A 15,546-nucleotide genomic window follows, 5' to 3' on the forward strand; every position below is an offset into this window, starting at 1 on the left:
CAGATCTTCCGCAGAGCTCGCATCAGCCCCAATCGCATGACCGTCATCGCCAAGGCCGTCCTCACCCTGGAGAGGCAACGCTGAAAAGGCTCACTCAGTTAGGGGATGGTCAAGGAAGGGGCGTCGAGCAGGTTCGCTTTCCCGCCCGTGACGGCTTGGGCGACGCCCGGGTCAGTCTTCATGTTGTGCGGGTAGCCCAGTTGTAGTGCGCTGGCAGTGTCGAGCCTGTCGATCTGTTCTGGACTCAGATGAAGCTCGGTGGCTGCAAGATTGGTCTTCAGCTGCTCGGTTGTTCGTGGGCCGACGATTGGGATGACTCCCTTGGACATCAACCAGCTGAGCGCCACCGCGTCAGCACTGACGTCCGCTTCTTGGGCGATCGTTTCCACTGTGTCGAGTGTGACAGCCTTGTTGCCGTCTTCTTCGTTGTGCAGGAACTGGCTGATCGAACTCTGCGCGCGGCCGGTTTCGCCGCGGCGATATTTTCCGGTCAGCATGCCTCCGCCGAGGGGAGAATATCCCAGCACCCCCAGTCCGAAGCCTTCCGCCATCGGCAGCAGATCGCGTTCTGCGGCGCGTTCGACCAAGCTGTATTCGGTCTGGATGGCGACCAGGGGGGCCCAGCCTCGTGCCGCGGCGATCGTCGCGCCTGTCGCAACCCGCCAGGCGGGGAAGTTGGAGAGGCCAACATAGAGCACCTTGCCAGAACGGACAAGATCGTCGAAGGCACTCATGATTTCTTCGATAGGAGTCGCATAGTCGGGAACGTGGGCCCACAACAGGTCCACGCGATCGGTTTTCAGACGTCGCAGGCTCGCCTCCAGCGACTGCACCATGGCCTTTCTGCCGTTACCGGTCGCCTGGAGGCCGCTGTCCATCGTGGTGCCCGTTGCGTACTTGGTTGCCAGGACCACCTCGTCGCGATGTGAGGCGATCATTTCGGCGAGATAGAGCTCCGCGTCCCCAAACTGATAGTTGCTGGAGGTATCGATGAAGTTTCCGCCGGCCGCACGATATTCGTCGTACATCTCCTGTGCCCCGGCAACGGTCGCCCCGTGTCCCCAGCCGGCTCCGAAGTTTCCGGTTCCCAGAGAGACCGCCGAGACACGCAGTCCTGATCGGCCAAGGTATCGATAACGCACAGTTCGCTCCTAAATGCGAGGTTTGTTGGCAATGATGCTGTCGTGAGCCGTGCCAGCAGAAGCTGGAACGGCACAATCATCAGCCAGGTTCTCTGGTACGGTCCATAACGTGGAGTCCGAAGTTCTTTACGTATCGTCCTCGGATCGCGTCGTACTTGGTCCCCGCGATCCGTTGGCCGGAGTTATGGGGCTGCTCCGTCCACGCACGGTTGTGCCCGCACCGCTGCACGCCGCCGGTCCGTGGGCCGTGCGGTTTGCCCCCTTTCCTCACGTCAAGCTCGGCGTTGTTGTCGAAGGACAGTGCTGGTTGAGGCTCGAAGGTCATGATCCGATGCTGCTGGACGAAGGGGACTTCTACCTGCTTGGTCACCCTCCGCAGTACACGCTGAGTAGCACGCTCGATGAGGTTGTGGCGTGCCCGGCCACCACGCTGCCGCGGAACACGAGCGGCAGAGGATTCCGCATCGGAGCCGAGGCAGACGAGGACTCATACACTTGCAGCGTCGACTTCACGTTCGAAGGCAGCGACACCGCGATGCTGCTCGATGCACTTCCGCGGATAGTCCTTGTCCGGTCCGGCGATCCGCGCGGACCGCTGTTCATGAACCTAGCCTCGTTGTTGGTCTCCGAGATCGAATCGCTCGATGCGGGAACCCCTCTGGTGCTGGAGCACCTTGCGCAGATCATCTTCGTCCACATGCTGCGAGCGCATGCTGACAACAACGAACAACCCAGCGGATGGATCGCAGCGCTGGCCGAGGATGGCGTCGGGGCGGCGCTGCGGGCGATCCACGACGAGGTAAGCCGACGATGGACGCTCGCCGAACTCGCTGAGATCGGTCAGATGTCACGTTCAGTGTTTGCCGCAGCGTTCAAGGCCAAAGTGGGTGTACCCCCGTTGACCTACCTGATCAAATGGCGAATGACTCTGGCCCGAGACGCTCTGCGCAACGGTAGTTTGTCCATCTCTGAACTAGCAGCTGCAACTGGCTATGAATCTGAAAGCGCCTTCAGCACAGCGTTCCGGCGCGAAGTCGGGTTCTCACCCCGGCACTACCGCAACGCGGTGGTGAAGACTGACTTGGATCCCGGCGTCGTGGTCCCCGCAGCCCCAGGGGCATTGCGTGCCATGTCGCCTTCCGCCAGTGGGTCGGCTCGGAGGACCGCCACCGCCAGGGGCAGGAGATAGGCAAAACCCATGTCTTGCCTGATCAGCAACCGCATGTCCTGGGGCCTTGTCCGGGACAGGCCCCGCGGACAGGACAGCGAAAGCGATCCGCCCGCGCCGAACGCCGACGCATCCGCCTGAGACGGCGGGCCCGGCTGAAGGCCGCTCTGCTCGGCCGGTCCCGCGGCGGGCTGACCAGCAAGCTCCACCTGGCCGCCGACCGGCGCTGCCGGCCGATGGCGCTTCTTCTGACCGCCGGGCAGGCCGCCGACAGCCCCCAGTTCATCGCCGTCCTGAACAAAGTGCGGGTCCGCCTGCCCGTCGGCCGTCCCCGCACCCGGCCGGCCGCCGTGGCCGGCGAGCACCGCGAGCGCGGTGAACACCCCCGGCCGCACCTGGAGCGCCCACCCCCGCTCCACCAGACGTTTCGCCTTCGACCGCAGCCCCTCGACCTTCGCCGGGACCGCCTGAAGCCCCAGGGCCAGGGCCAGCTGCTGGCAGCGCATCCCCTCCCGGCCCGCCTCCGACTCCAGCACCGACACGATCCGCTGATAGTCCGGCGGGAGTACCGACGCCGCCATGCCGTCGATCCGGTGCGGCACCGGCGAACCCGCCATCGCGCCCCGCACCGGCTCCGCGACTGCCGAAGAAGGCTCGGCCAGCACCTCGGCCACCGTCGCCCGGGCATCCACCAGCCGCTGCAGGGCTCCTTCCGCCTCACCGAGCGCGGCCTGCACCCGCTCGGCCTCCTCCCGCAACCGCGCGATCTCTTCCCGGACCCTCTTCTCCCGGGCCTCCAGCAGACCGAGCACCGATGGCACCAGCCACCTCCACGAGCCAGACGAGCGAACGAACCACGCTCATCTCTCCCGCCACCAACCGGAGTTCATGCCACCCAGCCCGAACCAAACGATCACGTCCGGAAAGCGGATGACGTCTAAGGTCAACGACACAGTGATCACGACGGGTTGGCGCGAGGAACGCGTTGACCGCCTGATCGCCGCGTTGCCCCGGCAGCGCTGGAAGCGGATCTCGGGCGGGCTAGGCGCGCACGGCGAACGCGTCTACGACTGGGCACACGTTGCGATCCGCCCCTGCTGGGAGGACGGACATCTCGAGGGTGTTGACGACTCCCAGGACGGCGATCACCACGGCCATGGCCAGCAGCCCGTACAGCATGTTGAGGAGCAGGGTGATGTCCCCGCCACCGGCGGAATCGGCCAGGTCGTCGGTGTTCCGCAGCTGGATGAGCGGGTTCTGGTCGAGGGCGCGCTGCAGGGACCGCCGTACCGTCTCGCCGTCGCCGTCCTTGGTGTGCACCAGGACCGAGGTGTCCTCGATCTCCTTCAGATGGGGCTGGAGGGTGGCGAGCGGCATCATGGTGGCCGGGAGGAATTCGTCGTCGTGGTAGATGCCGCCGATCCGCAGGGTGTCCCGGCTGCCGTCGCCGTAGACCACCGGCACCCGCTGGCCCATGGTCCATCCCTAGTTGTACTGACCTGAGAGGTTAGGGACACGGCTTGCGGGTGGCAGCCCCTTCAGAGCGGTGTGTCTCCGGTGATGGTTGTAGGTATGGAGCCACCCGGGGAACGCGTCGCGGCGTTCCTGCTCGCTGAGGTAGGGCTTGGCGTAGGCCCATTCGTCGAGGAGGGTGCGGTTGAAGCGTTCGACCTTGCCGTTGGTCTGTGGGCGGTAGGGGCGAGTGCGTTTGTGGGTGATCCCTTCGTCAGCCAGTGTGTTGGCCCAGGTACGCGAGCGGTAGCAGGAGCCGTTGTCGGTCAGGACGCGTTGGACGGTGATTCCGGCCTGGCCGAAGAAGTTCTGCGCCCGGGCCCAGAACGCGGCGGCGGTCTCCTTCCTCTCGTCGGCGAGGATCTCGCTGTATGCCAGGCGGGAATGATCGTCGACGGCGTTGTGGAGGTAGCTGTAGCCACCGCCGCCGATTCGGTTCTTGCGACCGGCCTGACGACCCAGCACCTGATGACCGCCACCGTTGGGGATGTTGCCGAGCTTCTTGATGTCAACATGTATCAAGTCGCCTGGTGCGGCGTGTTCGTAGCGTCGGATGACACGGCCCGTGGCGCGGTCCAAGTGCGACAGCCGGGCGATTCGGTATCGGGTAAGTACTCGGTGCACGGTGGCGGGATTGAGACCAAGCAAGTAGGCGATGCGGGCTGGGCCCCAGCAGCGCAGGACGCGGACTTTGATGATGCGCCGCTCGGTGCGGGTCGGCGTCTGACGCGGGCTGAGGTGCGGGCGGCTGGAGCGATCCGCCATCCCAGCAGGTCCCTGCTCGCGGTAGCGGTCGGCCCACCGTTTCGCTGTGGTGGGTGAGACTTGGAAGCGTTCAGCCGCTCGGCGGAGTGGCCATTTATCGTCGACGACGCACTGTGCCAGGCGCAGGCGGCCAGTCTCGGTCAGGGGCGCGTTGCGGTGGACCATGCAGGTCTTTCTGCTCGGAGGATGGCAATGGCCGGGTGTACGAGTCATGTCTCGTACACCCGGCCGTTTTGTGGGCGCCGTCAAGTGATGAGGTCCGTAGTGAGCTGTGAAAACGTGGATGGGCTCGCCTGGAGCGCGTGCGCCATTCGCGGGTCGCCAGCTCTCTCAGGCGGGGCTCGCCGATCACGCTGAGCAGGTCGGTGTGGTGTGGGTCCACCCCAGTTCCCGGCGGGTGCGTGTCGCGACTATTGCCACCTGGCCCTCGCGCGGCGCGCAGAGCTACCAGGCGACGGCTCCCTTGTCGTCGAAAAAGCCACCTCGGGGACCGTCGTCGGGGAGGGTGGCCAGGCGAAGGGCGATCGCGGCGCCCTGCTCCGGTGTGCGTTCCCCGGTAAATCCGGTGAAGTCGGTGGCGACGTACCCGGGGCATGCCACGTTCACGATGATGTTCGTGTCGGCGAATCGGCGGGCGTACTGCGCCGTGATGCTGTTGAGCATCGACTTGGATGGTGCGTAGGCGGCCATGACCGGGCCGGTCTGAAGCGTCAGCGAGCCCATGTTGCTGGACATGTTGACGATCCGGGGCGCGGCGGCACGGCTGAGCAGCGGGAGCATCGCGTTCGTCACCCTGATCACGCCGTACACGTTCGTTTCCAGGACCGTGCGCAGGACGTCGAGGTCGAGGGTCACGGGGTCCTGCGCCCCGTCCTCGAACCGGCCGGAGATTCCAGCGTTGTTGACGAGCACGTCGAGTCGCCCGGCTTCCTTCTCGATGCTCGCCGCCGCTGCGGCGACACTGTCGTCGGAGGTGACATCGAGGGCGACTCCGAACGCATCGATGCCTGCGGCCCGCAACCGCTCCACGGCCTCCGCACGCCGGGCGTCGTCGCGCGCCCCAACCGCGACGGTGAAGCCGAGGGATCCAAGACCCTGGGCGATAGCGAAACCGATTCCCTTGTTCGCGCCGGTGACCAGCGCTGTCTTGTTGTCGTTCATGCTGCCCATGCTCAGCGCCCGGCGTCCGTTTCGTCCAATATGGATCGGGTACCTTGTGATACCCGCCGGGTATCACAAGGGGAATAAGGTGTGCACATGGACGACCTGGAGACCCGTGAGTTGCGGTACTTCGTCGCGGTCGCCGAGGAGCTGCACTTCGGGCGCGCGGCCCAGCGGCTCGGGATCGCGCAGCCACCGCTGTCCCGCGCCATCAGACAGCTGGAACGTCGGCTGGGCGTCCAGCTCCTGGACCGGGACCGACGGGGGGTAGCCCTGACCGGCGCCGGCGATGTGCTGCTGCGCGAAGCCCGCCTGGCCCTCGACGCGGTCGCGGCTGCCGTGCGCCGGACCCGGCGGGCAACAGATCTCCAACGGCCGCTGGTCCTGGTGACGAAAGCCGGCGCATCACACGAGCTGCTGCAACAGCTCCTCGCCTCGTCGGCAGCCGACGCCGATACGGCACCGGTCGAAGTCGTCCTGTGCGAGGTCGGTGAGCAGGCACAGTTCCTGCGCACCGGGCGCGCGGATGTGGCCCTCATGCACCGGCCGGTCGACGACCTGGCCGGGTTCCACACCGAAGACCTCTACACCGAAGGCCAAGTCGCCCTCCTCCCGTCGGGACACCCGCTCGCCGCACGTCCCCAGCTCACCCTCGCGGACGTCGGAAACGTGCCGGACCTGCCCCTCGCCCGATGGCCCCGGCTCGACGGCTCCTACCCCGACGGCCCCGGGCCAGAGGTGCACACCCAGTCGCAGCTCGCTCAGCTCGTCGCACTCGGCAAGACCTTGCTCGTCATCCCTGCCTCCAGCCGCGCATGGCAGTGGCCCGACCACGTTGCGGTGCCCGTCGTCGACGCCCCGGACATCACGACCGTGCTCGCATGGCCAGCTGGCCACCATTCGCCGGCCCTCGCCGCGCTGGCCCGAGCCGCAGCCGGGCTACGCAGTACCCCCACCGACTGCACCCGCGCGTTGAACGCCGACCCGCTCGCCTGACGCGACTGCTCGCCATGCCACCGGACTCTGCCGTGTCCACGGGAGACCAACCAGAGCTACATCGTCACCAACCTCTGTGGACAGAACACCTAGTCGTCGGCCATGGTGGTGTCGATCAGCAGGTTCTTGCCGCCGCCCGCGCCCAGTGCCGCGAGCGACCCCGCAGCGAAGCTCGGGTCGAGGAGGTCTCCGATGCTCCGGGCGTCCACACCGGTCAGGTTGTCCTCGTTGCCGCCGATCCGGACGGTGCTCTGGCGCTGAGGGCTCGAGGAGGTCACGGCCGTGGACTTCGCCAGGGCGCCATGGACCGACGCGGGCAGGTGGTCGCCTCTCCTCGACGAGATCTCGAAGTCGGCCGTAACAGTGTTCTCGGCCCGCTGGTGCAGCGACGTCGCGGCGGACACCGCGACCACCGTGAGGCCGGTGACCATGGACAGCCCGATCATCAGGGCCGAGGCCGTGGAGGCGGTGCGCCGGGGGTTGCGCCGGGCGTTGCGCGGGGCCAGCTTGCCCGGGACACCGAAGCGGCGCAGGAGGGGCCCGGCCAGGGCGATGGCCGGGCCGGAGAGCGCCGGGGTCACCACGATGATGCCGATGAGCAGGAGTGCGGACGGGAAGAGAACGATGGTACGGCCCTGCTCGCCGATGGACGCCGCGAACACCACGCCGAGCACACCGATCACGATCAGGGCGACACCGATGGCGTTGCGCCTGCGGAGGCTGCGGGCCGGCGGGGGTGTGTGGAGCGCGGACATGGCGGCCACGGGAGGCACGGCGGCGGCGCGGCGGGCCGGCAGATAGGCGGCGAGCATGGTGACGACCACGCCCACCAGGAACGAGACCAGCACGGTGCCCGGAGCGACGACCAACGGCCCGTCGGGGACACCGGATTCGGTGGACGCGAACAGCTGCCGCATGGCCATGGCCACGCCGATACCGAGGAGGAACCCCGCGGCCCCTGCGCTCAGCCCCAGCAGGGCGGCCTCGATGAGGACGGAACGGGTCACCTGGCGGCGTTCGGCGCCGACGGCCCGCATCAGGGCCACTTCCTGCGAACGCTGGGTGACCAGCATGGTGAAGGTGTTGCCGATGACGAAGATGCCGACGAACAGGGCGATGGCCGCGAAGACGAGCAGCACCTGGCCGAGCCCGTCCGCCCCCTCGGCGGCCGCGGCCCGCTGCTGCTCGCGCAACTGCGCACCCGTGCTGATCTCGGAGTCCTTGGGCAGCAGGTCGCGCGCCTCGTCCGCGAGCCGCTGCTCGGAAGCGCCGCGCTCGGCCTTGAGGGAGAAACCGTCGTACTGACCCGGCTTAAGCAACAGTTTCTGCGCGGTGGCGTTGTCGAAGAACACCGCGGTGCCGCCGGAGCCGGAGGTGTTGTCGGTGCGGACGATGCCGACGAGTTTCTTGTGCAGCACCGGTCCGTCGATGGCCAGCCGGACGGTGTCGCCCACCTTGTAGCCGCCCTGGTCGGCGGTGCTGGTGTCCACCAGCACCTCGTCGGGCCCGGTGGGGGCGCGTCCGGTGGTCAGCGGGTGGCGGTCGTCCTTGCCGTCGGCCTGGGGGAAGTAGTTGCCCCCCATGGACACCTTGTCCTCGGCGAGGGGGCGGCCGTCCTTCGCGGCCACGGCGGCGAACCCTTCGAGAGAGCCGGTCACGGACGCCACGCCGGGCAGCCGTTGCAGGCGCCGTAGCGTGTCCTCCCCCGCGGTTCCGGGCTTGCCGGATTCTTCGTCGAACGGCGGTGTGACCTGGACCGAGACATCGCGCAGGGTAGTGAGGTAGCGCTCCTTGTAGGCATTGCGGACGGTGTCGGTGAAGACGAGGGTGCCCACGACGAAGGCGACGCCGAGCAGAACGGCGAGCATGGTCATCAGCAGGCGGGCTTTGTGCGCAAGGACGTTGCGCAGGGCGGTGCGGAACACGGGCGGCCTTCCGGGGGTGCCGGGTGAGGGGTGCTCGGGGAACGGGACGCGCGTCAGGCGCGGGGCGTACGCGCGTCACTCGGGGCGTACGCGCGTCAGGCGCGGTGAGCGGACGTCAGGTGTGGCGTGGGCGTCAGACCTGGTACGCGGGTGTCAGGCGTCCCATGCGCTCCAGGACGGCCTCGGCGGTGGGCGCGTGGAGTTCGTCGACGATGCGCCCGTCGGCGAGGAAGATGACGCGGTCCGCGTAGGAGGCGGCGACGGGGTCGTGAGTGACCATGACGACGGTCTGGCCCAGCGCGCTCTTGGAGCCGCGCAGGAACTCGAGGACCTCGGCCCCGCTGCGGGAGTCCAGGTTGCCGGTGGGCTCGTCGGCGAAGACGATGTCGGGCCGCCCGGCCAGCGCGCGGGCGACGGCGACGCGCTGCTGCTGGCCTCCGGAGAGCTGACCGGGCCGGTGGTCCAGCCGGTCGGCCAGGCCGACGATCTGGATGATGCTCTCCAGCCAGGCCCGATCCGGCTTGCGGCCCGCGATGTCCATGGGGAGGGTGATGTTCTCCACGGCGCTCAGGGTGGGCAGCAGGTTGAACGCCTGGAAGACGAAGCCGATGCGGTCGCGGCGCAGCCGGGTGAGCTGACGGTCGTTCAGGGAGCCGATCTCCGTCTCGCCGAGGTGGACCGACCCGAAGGACAGCGAGTCGAGACCGGCCATGCAGTGCATCAGGGTGGACTTCCCCGATCCGGAGGGACCCATGATCGCGGTGAACTGGCCCCGGACGAAGCCGACCGTGACCGCGTCGAGGGCAACCACGCGGGTGTCCCCCGTGCCGTACACCTTCGTCAGGTCGGTGGCGTAGGCCGCATAGCTCTCGGGGGCGGAAGGAGGCGGGTATGCGCGCATGCCGATCCTCGGTGGACGCTCGATGGATTGCCCTCGTGGCAGAGGGTGTCGCCGCTGATGACGACCTCCATGAGCCTCCCGCCCGGCCACCCGCCGGCGGATCCCCCGAACATCCGGCACCGCATCCCCCGATCGGGGGAGATCGCCGCCAGACCGCCATTCCGGCCCGACCGCAAAAATGACCCCCGGACCGCTGTTCCGGCCGGACCGCTCTTACGGCGCGATCGCTATTCGGCACGCCCCGAGCGGAAGGCCCAGGCCGCCACCTCGACTCTGTTGCGCAGGCCCAGCTTCGCCTGGACCGACCCCAGATGCGTCTTGACGGTGCTGGGCGCGATGTACAGCTCGGCGGCGATCTCCGGGTTGGTCAGTCCGCGGGCGATGCCCTGGATGACCTCCTCCTCGCGGTCGGTCAGCGGTTCGGCCGGCTCGGATGCGCCGCGTCGCCGCGCCTTGGTGAAGTGCTGCAGCAGACGGAGGGTGATCTGCGGGGCGACCATGGCGTCCCCGCGGAAGGCCGCCCGGACGGCCTCGGTCAGCAGCGCCGGACCGGCGTCCTTGAGGAGGAAGCCCGACGCTCCGTTCGACAGCGCCGTATACACATATTCGTCGAGGTCGAAAGTGGTGACCACGACCACCTTCGGCGCTCCGGGATGACCGCCGCCAACCAGTCGGCGGGTGACCTCCAGACCGTCGGGCGGAGGCATCCGGATGTCCACGAGACATACGTCCGGCCTCATCTCGCGGGCCAGCGACAGGGCAGAGGCCCCGTCGGCGGCCTCGGCCACCACCTCCATGTCGGACTCGGCCGACAGCACCATGCGGAACCCGGCCCGCACCAGATACTGATCGTCCGCGATCAGGATGCGTATGGTCATGCCATCCTGCCTTCTCGTAGCCGCGATCCGGATCGTACGGCGTGCCGCCCGCGTGCACGGGCGTTCCGTGAAGCCTCGTCGGGGTGCAGCGGTACGGAGGCGCGGACACGCCACCCGCCTTCGGGTCGGTGCCCCGCCTCGAAGCCGCCACCGAGCCGCCCGAGGCTGCCGCGGCGTCCGGACGGAGAGCCTTGTCCGTCGTCCTCGACGACCAGTTCGGCGTAGCGTGCCGCGACCCGGACGGACACGTCCACCGACCGCGCTCCGCGCGCATAGCGCTGGGCGTTGGTCAGGGCTTCCTGTAGGACGCGGCTCAGCCCGCCGGTGACCTCTGTGGGGATGTCCTCCGGCAGCTCCTGTCCGAGGTCCAGCCGGATCGGCAGTCCCGTCGCCCGTGCCTCCTCCACGATGCGGGTCAGCACCTCGCCTAGGTTCTCCGGATGCCGCGGGATCTCGTCGCCGCGCATCGAACCGACCAGACGCCGCATCGACGTCAGCGCCTCGGCGCCCGCGTGCTCGACGGCCTCAAGCATCTCGTTCAGCATCCGCGGGTCGGGGGTGCCCCGGCCGGTGACATGGCGCACGGCCTGCAGCTGCACCACGATCGCGGTCACCTGATGGGCCACGGTGTCGTGCAGGTCGCGGGCGAGCGCGAGCCGTCCTCCTGCCGGACCAGTTGTCCGGTGCGTTCCTGTTGGACGTCGTAGAGGCGCAGCACCAGGCCGCAGACGAAGGCCAGGGCCAGTTCCAGCATGGTGCTGTTGGAGAAGTCGCCGGGATCCGAGTCCCGCAGCACCGGGACGGAGAACACACTGATGCCCAAGGCCGCCACGACCACCGGGGCCCACCGGGGCGTGCAGCGGCGCACCGCCACGGCGAGGAGGACCAGCAGGCCCATGAGTTCGCTGCCGCTGCTCGCGCTGGTCGCCATGTTCACGGGCAGCAGGTGGTATGTCACTGTGGCCATGAAGGTGCCGACGCAGGCCACCAGCGCGGCCCGCGGGACCCATCGGGAATCGCGCACCGCGGCCAGCACGGCCATCGCCCCTGCCAGGGCTCCGGAGCAGACCGGCACCCAGTCCCCGGCGAAGGCCTCCATGTCGAAGGTCGGGTCGAAGACGATCCGTTCCCGCATGTCCTCATAGACGGAGAAGAGGAACAACAGGGCCAGCGCCGAGATCAGAATCCGCCCCGGCCAACTTCGGTAACCGGCACGCCGGTCGGAGGACACAGCTATTCGCACCCGCGCCACCCTACGCACCTACGGCGGCGATTGCCGCCCGCCTCCCGCGCGCGGGTCGGTGAGCATGGGCGCGGGCCGGGCGTCGCGCACCCGCTTCGGCGTCCAGTATGAGGGTCCGCGGATCCGCCCGGTGGCTCCGTGGGGTGTCCGGAGGGAGGATCCCCGGTAAAGCTCAGCTTGACTGTGTAGGGATCTTGGAGTTTCCAAGTGCGTTGGCATGATCAGCGGGCGTGCTCGGGACTGTTTCGAAGACCGATGCAGCTGTCGAGGTGTCCGTTGTCGCTCCGTCCCCGTTCCGGTGAGCAGGTTCCGTCTCTAGCCGCGCAGATCGCGCGGGCGAGCAACCCGGTCGGCACGACGGCGATGTGGGTGAGAGATCGCCTCGACGGGCTGTGGTGCGACGAGGACTTCGCCGACTGGTACCCGCGTGACGGGCGCCCGGGTCTGTCGCCGCCCAGCTGGCGACGGTCTGCGTGCACATCATCAGCTGGAAGGGGTTCGCCGCGCATGTCACTGAGACCTGCGGCTCCGGCAGCGCCAACGTGATCACGGACGGGGCCACTACCTCGGCCACCGCGAACGATGCCCAGGCCCTGCCCGGCATCCACACCCGCTTGGCGCGTCGCGGTCTGCTGCCCGCCGAACACCCGGTCGACGGCGGCTACACCTCGACCGACCCCCGCCCACGATCCGTCAGCAGGGCGGCAGGCCACCTGATCGATGCCACCCTGGCCTTCCTCGAACTCGCAGGCACCCTCTGCTGCTACAAGCGGCTGATCCGCCTCACAACGTAGGATACGGTTCAAGCCGGTGGACGAGCGCGGCAGTGAACCACGTACCCCATCCGGCTCAAGCTCACCCTCGACATCGTCAAACGCTCCGACGACACCACCGGCTTCGTGGTGCTTCCGCGCAGATGGGTGGTGGAGAGAACGCTGGCTGATGCGCTCGCACCGCCTGGTGCGCGATGTCGAGACGCTGCCTGCCCTGCACGAGGCCATGGGGCTGTGGTCGATGACCATGCTCATGAGCAGGCGCCTGGCCGGACGGCGTTGGACACACCGCACGGCCTGGTCGTTCAGCCCCACGCAGGAAGCGCAGTCGGGGCGTTGGTGGACCACCTTGGTCATGAGCGTCGTGGATGAGTCCGGTGGAATCCGAGATCGGGTGATCAGCACCATGCCCTGGCCGCCGCCTACCTTCGCCAGGGTGGCCACCCTGGACCTGTGCTCCCGGTACGGCAGGGACTCCTACCGGGCGGCAGGCAATGCTCGGAGGCCGTCAGCGTGCTGTCCCCTGCCGCCGCTTGCGGTAGTTGGCCACCTTGTGTCGGTTCCCGCACTCGGTCATGCCGCACCAGCGGCGGTTGGCGGACCGCGACAGGTCCACGAACAGCCGGGTGCAGTCCTCGTTGAGGCATTCCCCGACGCGAGTGAAGTCGGTGCCGCCCAGAAGGTCCACTGCGTCCCGTGCCACCGCGCCGAGCACCTCGTCGATGCCCCCGGTACGTGTCAGGCGACCGTTCTCGTCGAGTTGGAGCCTCGGCAGCGGCAGCCGGGCCGTCTCGTTCACCTCGGCGAGGGCTTCCCGTACCTCGCTGTCCGCGGGCGGTGTCAGGGGCCATGCGCCAACCAGCGCGTACACCGCTTCCCTGAGCCGGCACGTTCTCGACAGGGCGCGTGCGTCCAGAAGGCCGGGCGCGTCGAGCAGTCCGGCCTGGTGGATCCAGCGTCGCAGGTCGTCGGGGGAACGCAGCAGTTCGATGCGTCGGCTTCGTCGCCAGAGCAGCGTGCCTGCGAGGTCCAGGGAGAGCCGCCCGCTGACAAAGACGAAATCATCCACAGGGCCATGGTGCCAGGTGGCGTCCGGCACCGTCGTCACCCCTCCCGCCCGCCCAGTGCGTCGACGACCCGGCCCAGGATCTCGTCGAGCACCTGCTGCGAGGTGGCGAAGTTCAGCCGCACGAACCCCTCGGCGTCCGGACCGAAGGGCGTGCCGCCGTCGAGCAGGACCCGGCCGTCCCTGAGCACCTTCTCCACCGGCGGTTCGCCCAGGCCGAGCGGCCGGGTGTCCAGCCATGCCAGGTACGTGGCCTCGGGCAGGTGGTGGCGGATCAGCGGGAGCCGGTCGCTTACCACGTCGCGGACGCGCCGACGATTGCGGTCCAGCACGGTCAGGAGATCGCGCTGCCAGGCGTCGCCGTGCTCCCACGCGGCCAGGGTGGCGACGACCCCGAGGGGGGAGACGGCGCCGTACAGGTCGGGCGGTTGTGCGTCCCGCAGCGCGAGGAGGCGATATGGGCCGTAGTGCGTGACGGCGCAGCGGATGGCCGCAAGGTTGAACGCCTTGGTCGCGGAGGTCAGGGTCACGGTGCGGCGCGCGGCGTCGTCGGACAGGCTCGCGAAGGGGATGTGCCGGTGGGGGGCGTAGGTCAGCTCGGCGTGGATCTCGTCGCTGATGACGAGCAGATCGTGTCGTCGCGCGATGGCCGCAATCTCGCCGAGTTCGTCGGGCGTCAGCACCCGGCCGGTGGGGTTGTGGGGGTTGACCAGGACGAGTGCCTTGCAGCCGGACCGCTTCACCTCGGTGTCCATGGCGGCGAGGTCCATCCGCCAGCCGTCGTCGGTGTCCTTCATCGGGACGGGCACGATCCGCCGGTTCATCGTCCGCAACGTCGACAGGAACGGCGGGTAGTTGGGAATGTGCACCGCCACCGCGTCCCCGTCCGACGTCGCGAGGTGAAGGACGAGTTGCAGACACTGGATGAGGTCGGTCTGCTCGCGCACGCGGTGGGCCGACGCGGCCCATCCGTGGCGCTCGGCCATCCGCTTGGCGAAGGCAGAGCGCAGCGGACTGCCGTCCGGCCAGTCCGGGTAACCGAGATCATGGCGGTCGACGGCCTCGTGTAGCGCGGCCACGACCGGCGGCGGGGTGGGGAAGTCCATGTCGGCCACCCACGCCGGCAGGACGTCTCGCTCCGGACGGTGCCATTTCACGGTGCCGCGAACGCGCAGCCGGTCGAGGTCGAGGTCGTCGAAGCCGGGCATCCCCCGAGCTGGTGCGGGCCTCATGCCGGGACCCCCGCCCGCAGCAGATCGCGGGTGATCTGCACCTGCCCGTGATGCTGGGCCAGTTCCTCCAGTACGTGAAGCTGGACGCCCCCCACGCTCAGGGGACGGTCCGGCCCCTCGGAGTCGCCAGAGGGTGTGTTGCGCGGCGGTTGCGACGGCAGCGCCTCGCAGAGGTCTGCGTGCAGCCGGTCGAAGAGCGCGTCGACCTGCGTCCGCAGATGCCGCACGTCCCCCTTCGCCGTGAACTCGGAGGGACGGTCGCGGTCGACGCGGCGCCCCGCGACCACGTGGCCCAGCCAGTAGTCGGCCACGGCAACGCAGTGGTACGCGATGGCGTACGGGGAGTTGGCGCCGGGCAGGTGCGGCGCCGTGTTGCCGAGGTCATCACCCAGTTCTTCTAGTGCGCCGAGCATGCCGTCGAAGGCGCGGCGAAGGAAGTACAGGTACTCGTCGTGCTCGTTCATGGTGCCTCCTGTCGGTCAGGAGTACCAGCATGGGCCGGGAGAAGACACCTGTCAAGACGGTGTCTCACGACTGATCAATGTGGTTAATGCGCCGCAGGTAGAAGAAGTTAGCGTGCAGGTCAAGTTCATTGAGACGCTAATGTAACCATGTTGAGCAGTGTCTCCGAGTCGCGGTCTTCTCCGTCGGCGGCGACCCCGTTCCCGTCTCGCTGCCCGTGGGTGACACGAACGTGAACACTCGCTCGCGCCGCCTGGTGCGCGATGTCGAGACGCTGTCTGCCATGGACGAGGCCATGGTGCTGTGGTCGATGACCATGCCC

The 15,546-nt window shown here is 68.3% G+C and carries 15 protein-coding genes and 5 pseudogenes; 7 read left to right on the forward strand and 13 right to left on the reverse strand.

The window, feature by feature from the left end:
- A pseudogene (locus AC067M_RS44715) lies at window positions 1-84 on the forward strand (IS5/IS1182 family transposase); the annotation flags it as partial.
- A gap of 14 nt (window positions 85-98) precedes the next feature.
- On the opposite strand, the gene AC067M_RS44720 reads toward AC067M_RS44715, so the two are convergent.
- Window positions 99-1,142 carry an aldo/keto reductase gene (locus AC067M_RS44720; protein ID WP_478702745.1) on the reverse strand — a complete coding sequence of 348 codons (1,044 nt, stop codon included), beginning with the start codon at window positions 1,140-1,142 and terminating at the stop codon, window positions 99-101.
- A gap of 109 nt (window positions 1,143-1,251) precedes the next feature.
- On the opposite strand from AC067M_RS44720, the gene AC067M_RS44725 reads away from it, so the two are divergent.
- A complete protein-coding gene (locus tag AC067M_RS44725) occupies window positions 1,252-2,331 on the forward strand; it encodes an AraC family transcriptional regulator (protein WP_478702746.1) in 1,080 nt (359 codons plus the stop codon).
- Here the strand turns inward: AC067M_RS44725 and AC067M_RS44730 are convergent.
- A pseudogene (locus tag AC067M_RS44730) lies at window positions 2,319-2,366 on the reverse strand (hypothetical protein); the annotation flags it as partial. The gene AC067M_RS44725 and the pseudogene AC067M_RS44730 overlap by 13 nt on opposite strands.
- 30 nt (window positions 2,367-2,396) lie before the next feature.
- On the opposite strand from AC067M_RS44730, the pseudogene AC067M_RS44735 reads away from it, so the two are divergent.
- Both AC067M_RS44735 and AC067M_RS44740 read left to right on the forward strand, forming a co-directional pair.
- Window positions 2,397-2,714: pseudogene (locus tag AC067M_RS44735) on the forward strand (IS5/IS1182 family transposase); the annotation flags it as partial.
- A gap of 526 nt (window positions 2,715-3,240) precedes the next feature.
- Window positions 3,241-3,420: pseudogene (locus AC067M_RS44740) on the forward strand (IS701 family transposase); the annotation flags it as partial.
- Here the strand turns inward: AC067M_RS44740 and AC067M_RS44745 are convergent.
- The 3 genes from AC067M_RS44745 to AC067M_RS44755 all read right to left on the reverse strand — a co-directional run bounded on the left by AC067M_RS44745 (window position 3,352) and on the right by AC067M_RS44755 (window position 5,748).
- The gene (locus AC067M_RS44745; RefSeq protein WP_478702769.1) at window positions 3,352-3,786 is read right to left on the reverse strand and encodes an ABC transporter permease family protein; all 435 of its coding nucleotides are present in this window, start codon (window positions 3,784-3,786) and stop codon (window positions 3,352-3,354) included. The pseudogene AC067M_RS44740 and the gene AC067M_RS44745 sit on opposite strands and share 69 nt — an antisense overlap.
- Before the next feature lie 9 nt (window positions 3,787-3,795).
- A complete protein-coding gene (locus AC067M_RS44750) occupies window positions 3,796-4,752 on the reverse strand; it encodes an IS481 family transposase (protein ID WP_478702747.1) in 957 nt (318 codons plus the stop codon).
- Window positions 4,753-5,031: 279 nt separating this feature from the next.
- A complete protein-coding gene (locus tag AC067M_RS44755; protein ID WP_478702748.1) occupies window positions 5,032-5,748 on the reverse strand; it encodes an SDR family oxidoreductase in 717 nt (238 codons plus the stop codon).
- Window positions 5,749-5,844: 96 nt separating this feature from the next.
- Between AC067M_RS44755 and AC067M_RS44760 the strand changes: the two genes are divergently transcribed.
- Window positions 5,845-6,744 (forward strand): LysR family transcriptional regulator, encoded by a 900-nt coding sequence (locus AC067M_RS44760; protein WP_478702749.1) that lies wholly within the window; start codon window positions 5,845-5,847, stop codon window positions 6,742-6,744.
- An 89-nt stretch (window positions 6,745-6,833) separates the two neighbouring features.
- Here the strand turns inward: AC067M_RS44760 and AC067M_RS44765 are convergent, their stop codons facing one another.
- From AC067M_RS44765 to AC067M_RS44785, 5 genes are all read right to left on the reverse strand, one after another.
- The gene (locus tag AC067M_RS44765; protein WP_478702750.1) at window positions 6,834-8,669 is read right to left on the reverse strand and encodes an FtsX-like permease family protein; all 1,836 of its coding nucleotides are present in this window, start codon (window positions 8,667-8,669) and stop codon (window positions 6,834-6,836) included.
- A gap of 133 nt (window positions 8,670-8,802) precedes the next feature.
- On the reverse strand, window positions 8,803-9,570 hold the full coding sequence (locus AC067M_RS44770; protein WP_478702751.1) for an ABC transporter ATP-binding protein: 768 nt from the start codon (window positions 9,568-9,570) through the stop codon (window positions 8,803-8,805).
- Window positions 9,571-9,797: 227 nt separating this feature from the next.
- Window positions 9,798-10,448, reverse strand: a complete 651-nt coding sequence (locus tag AC067M_RS44775; protein ID WP_478702752.1) for a response regulator — start codon at window positions 10,446-10,448, stop codon at window positions 9,798-9,800.
- Window positions 10,445-11,062, reverse strand: coding sequence for a sensor histidine kinase (locus AC067M_RS44780; protein WP_478702753.1), 618 nt, complete (start codon window positions 11,060-11,062; stop codon window positions 10,445-10,447). The genes AC067M_RS44775 and AC067M_RS44780 overlap by 4 nt, the downstream gene beginning before the upstream one ends.
- The gene (locus AC067M_RS44785) at window positions 11,059-11,691 is read right to left on the reverse strand and encodes a hypothetical protein (protein ID WP_478702754.1); all 633 of its coding nucleotides are present in this window, start codon (window positions 11,689-11,691) and stop codon (window positions 11,059-11,061) included. The genes AC067M_RS44780 and AC067M_RS44785 overlap by 4 nt, the downstream gene beginning before the upstream one ends.
- A 473-nt stretch (window positions 11,692-12,164) precedes the next feature.
- Here AC067M_RS44785 and AC067M_RS44790 point away from each other — a divergent pair, with 473 nt between their 5' ends.
- A complete protein-coding gene (locus AC067M_RS44790; RefSeq protein ID WP_478702755.1) occupies window positions 12,165-12,485 on the forward strand; it encodes a hypothetical protein in 321 nt (106 codons plus the stop codon).
- A gap of 57 nt (window positions 12,486-12,542) precedes the next feature.
- Window positions 12,543-12,632 (forward strand): annotated as a pseudogene (locus AC067M_RS44795) (IS5/IS1182 family transposase); the annotation flags it as partial.
- 340 nt (window positions 12,633-12,972) lie between these two features.
- Here the strand turns inward: AC067M_RS44795 and AC067M_RS44800 are convergent.
- Genes AC067M_RS44800 through AC067M_RS44810 form a run of 3 tightly spaced genes read right to left on the reverse strand, consistent with a single transcriptional unit; the run spans window position 12,973 to window position 15,226 of the window.
- A complete protein-coding gene (locus AC067M_RS44800) occupies window positions 12,973-13,533 on the reverse strand; it encodes a CGNR zinc finger domain-containing protein (RefSeq protein WP_478702756.1) in 561 nt (186 codons plus the stop codon).
- 35 nt (window positions 13,534-13,568) lie between these two features.
- Window positions 13,569-14,738, reverse strand: a complete 1,170-nt coding sequence (locus AC067M_RS44805; RefSeq protein WP_478702757.1) for a MalY/PatB family protein — start codon at window positions 14,736-14,738, stop codon at window positions 13,569-13,571.
- A gap of 20 nt (window positions 14,739-14,758) precedes the next feature.
- Window positions 14,759-15,226 (reverse strand): DinB family protein, encoded by a 468-nt coding sequence (locus AC067M_RS44810; RefSeq protein WP_478702758.1) that lies wholly within the window; start codon window positions 15,224-15,226, stop codon window positions 14,759-14,761.
- Window positions 15,227-15,546 lie beyond the last annotated feature (320 nt).

The sequence above is a fragment of the Streptomyces sp. NPDC043427 genome, assembly GCF_056436655.1.

Bases quoted from the DNA above. Each gene is read 5' to 3' on its own strand.
- AC067M_RS44745 (WP_478702769.1), bottom strand. From the start codon at position 3,786: ATGGGCCAGCGGGTGCCGGTGGTCTACGGCGACGGCAGCCGGGACACC.
- AC067M_RS44775 (WP_478702752.1), bottom strand. From the start codon at position 10,448: ATGACCATACGCATCCTGATCGCGGACGATCAGTATCTGGTGCGGGCC.
- AC067M_RS44760 (WP_478702749.1), top strand. From the start codon at position 5,845: ATGGACGACCTGGAGACCCGTGAGTTGCGGTACTTCGTCGCGGTCGCC.
- AC067M_RS44810 (WP_478702758.1), bottom strand. From the start codon at position 15,226: ATGAACGAGCACGACGAGTACCTGTACTTCCTTCGCCGCGCCTTCGAC.
- AC067M_RS44770 (WP_478702751.1), bottom strand. From the start codon at position 9,570: ATGCGCGCATACCCGCCTCCTTCCGCCCCCGAGAGCTATGCGGCCTAC.
- AC067M_RS44805 (WP_478702757.1), bottom strand. From the start codon at position 14,738: ATGCCCGGCTTCGACGACCTCGACCTCGACCGGCTGCGCGTTCGCGGC.
- AC067M_RS44755 (WP_478702748.1), bottom strand. From the start codon at position 5,748: ATGAACGACAACAAGACAGCGCTGGTCACCGGCGCGAACAAGGGAATC.
- AC067M_RS44750 (WP_478702747.1), bottom strand. From the start codon at position 4,752: ATGGTCCACCGCAACGCGCCCCTGACCGAGACTGGCCGCCTGCGCCTG.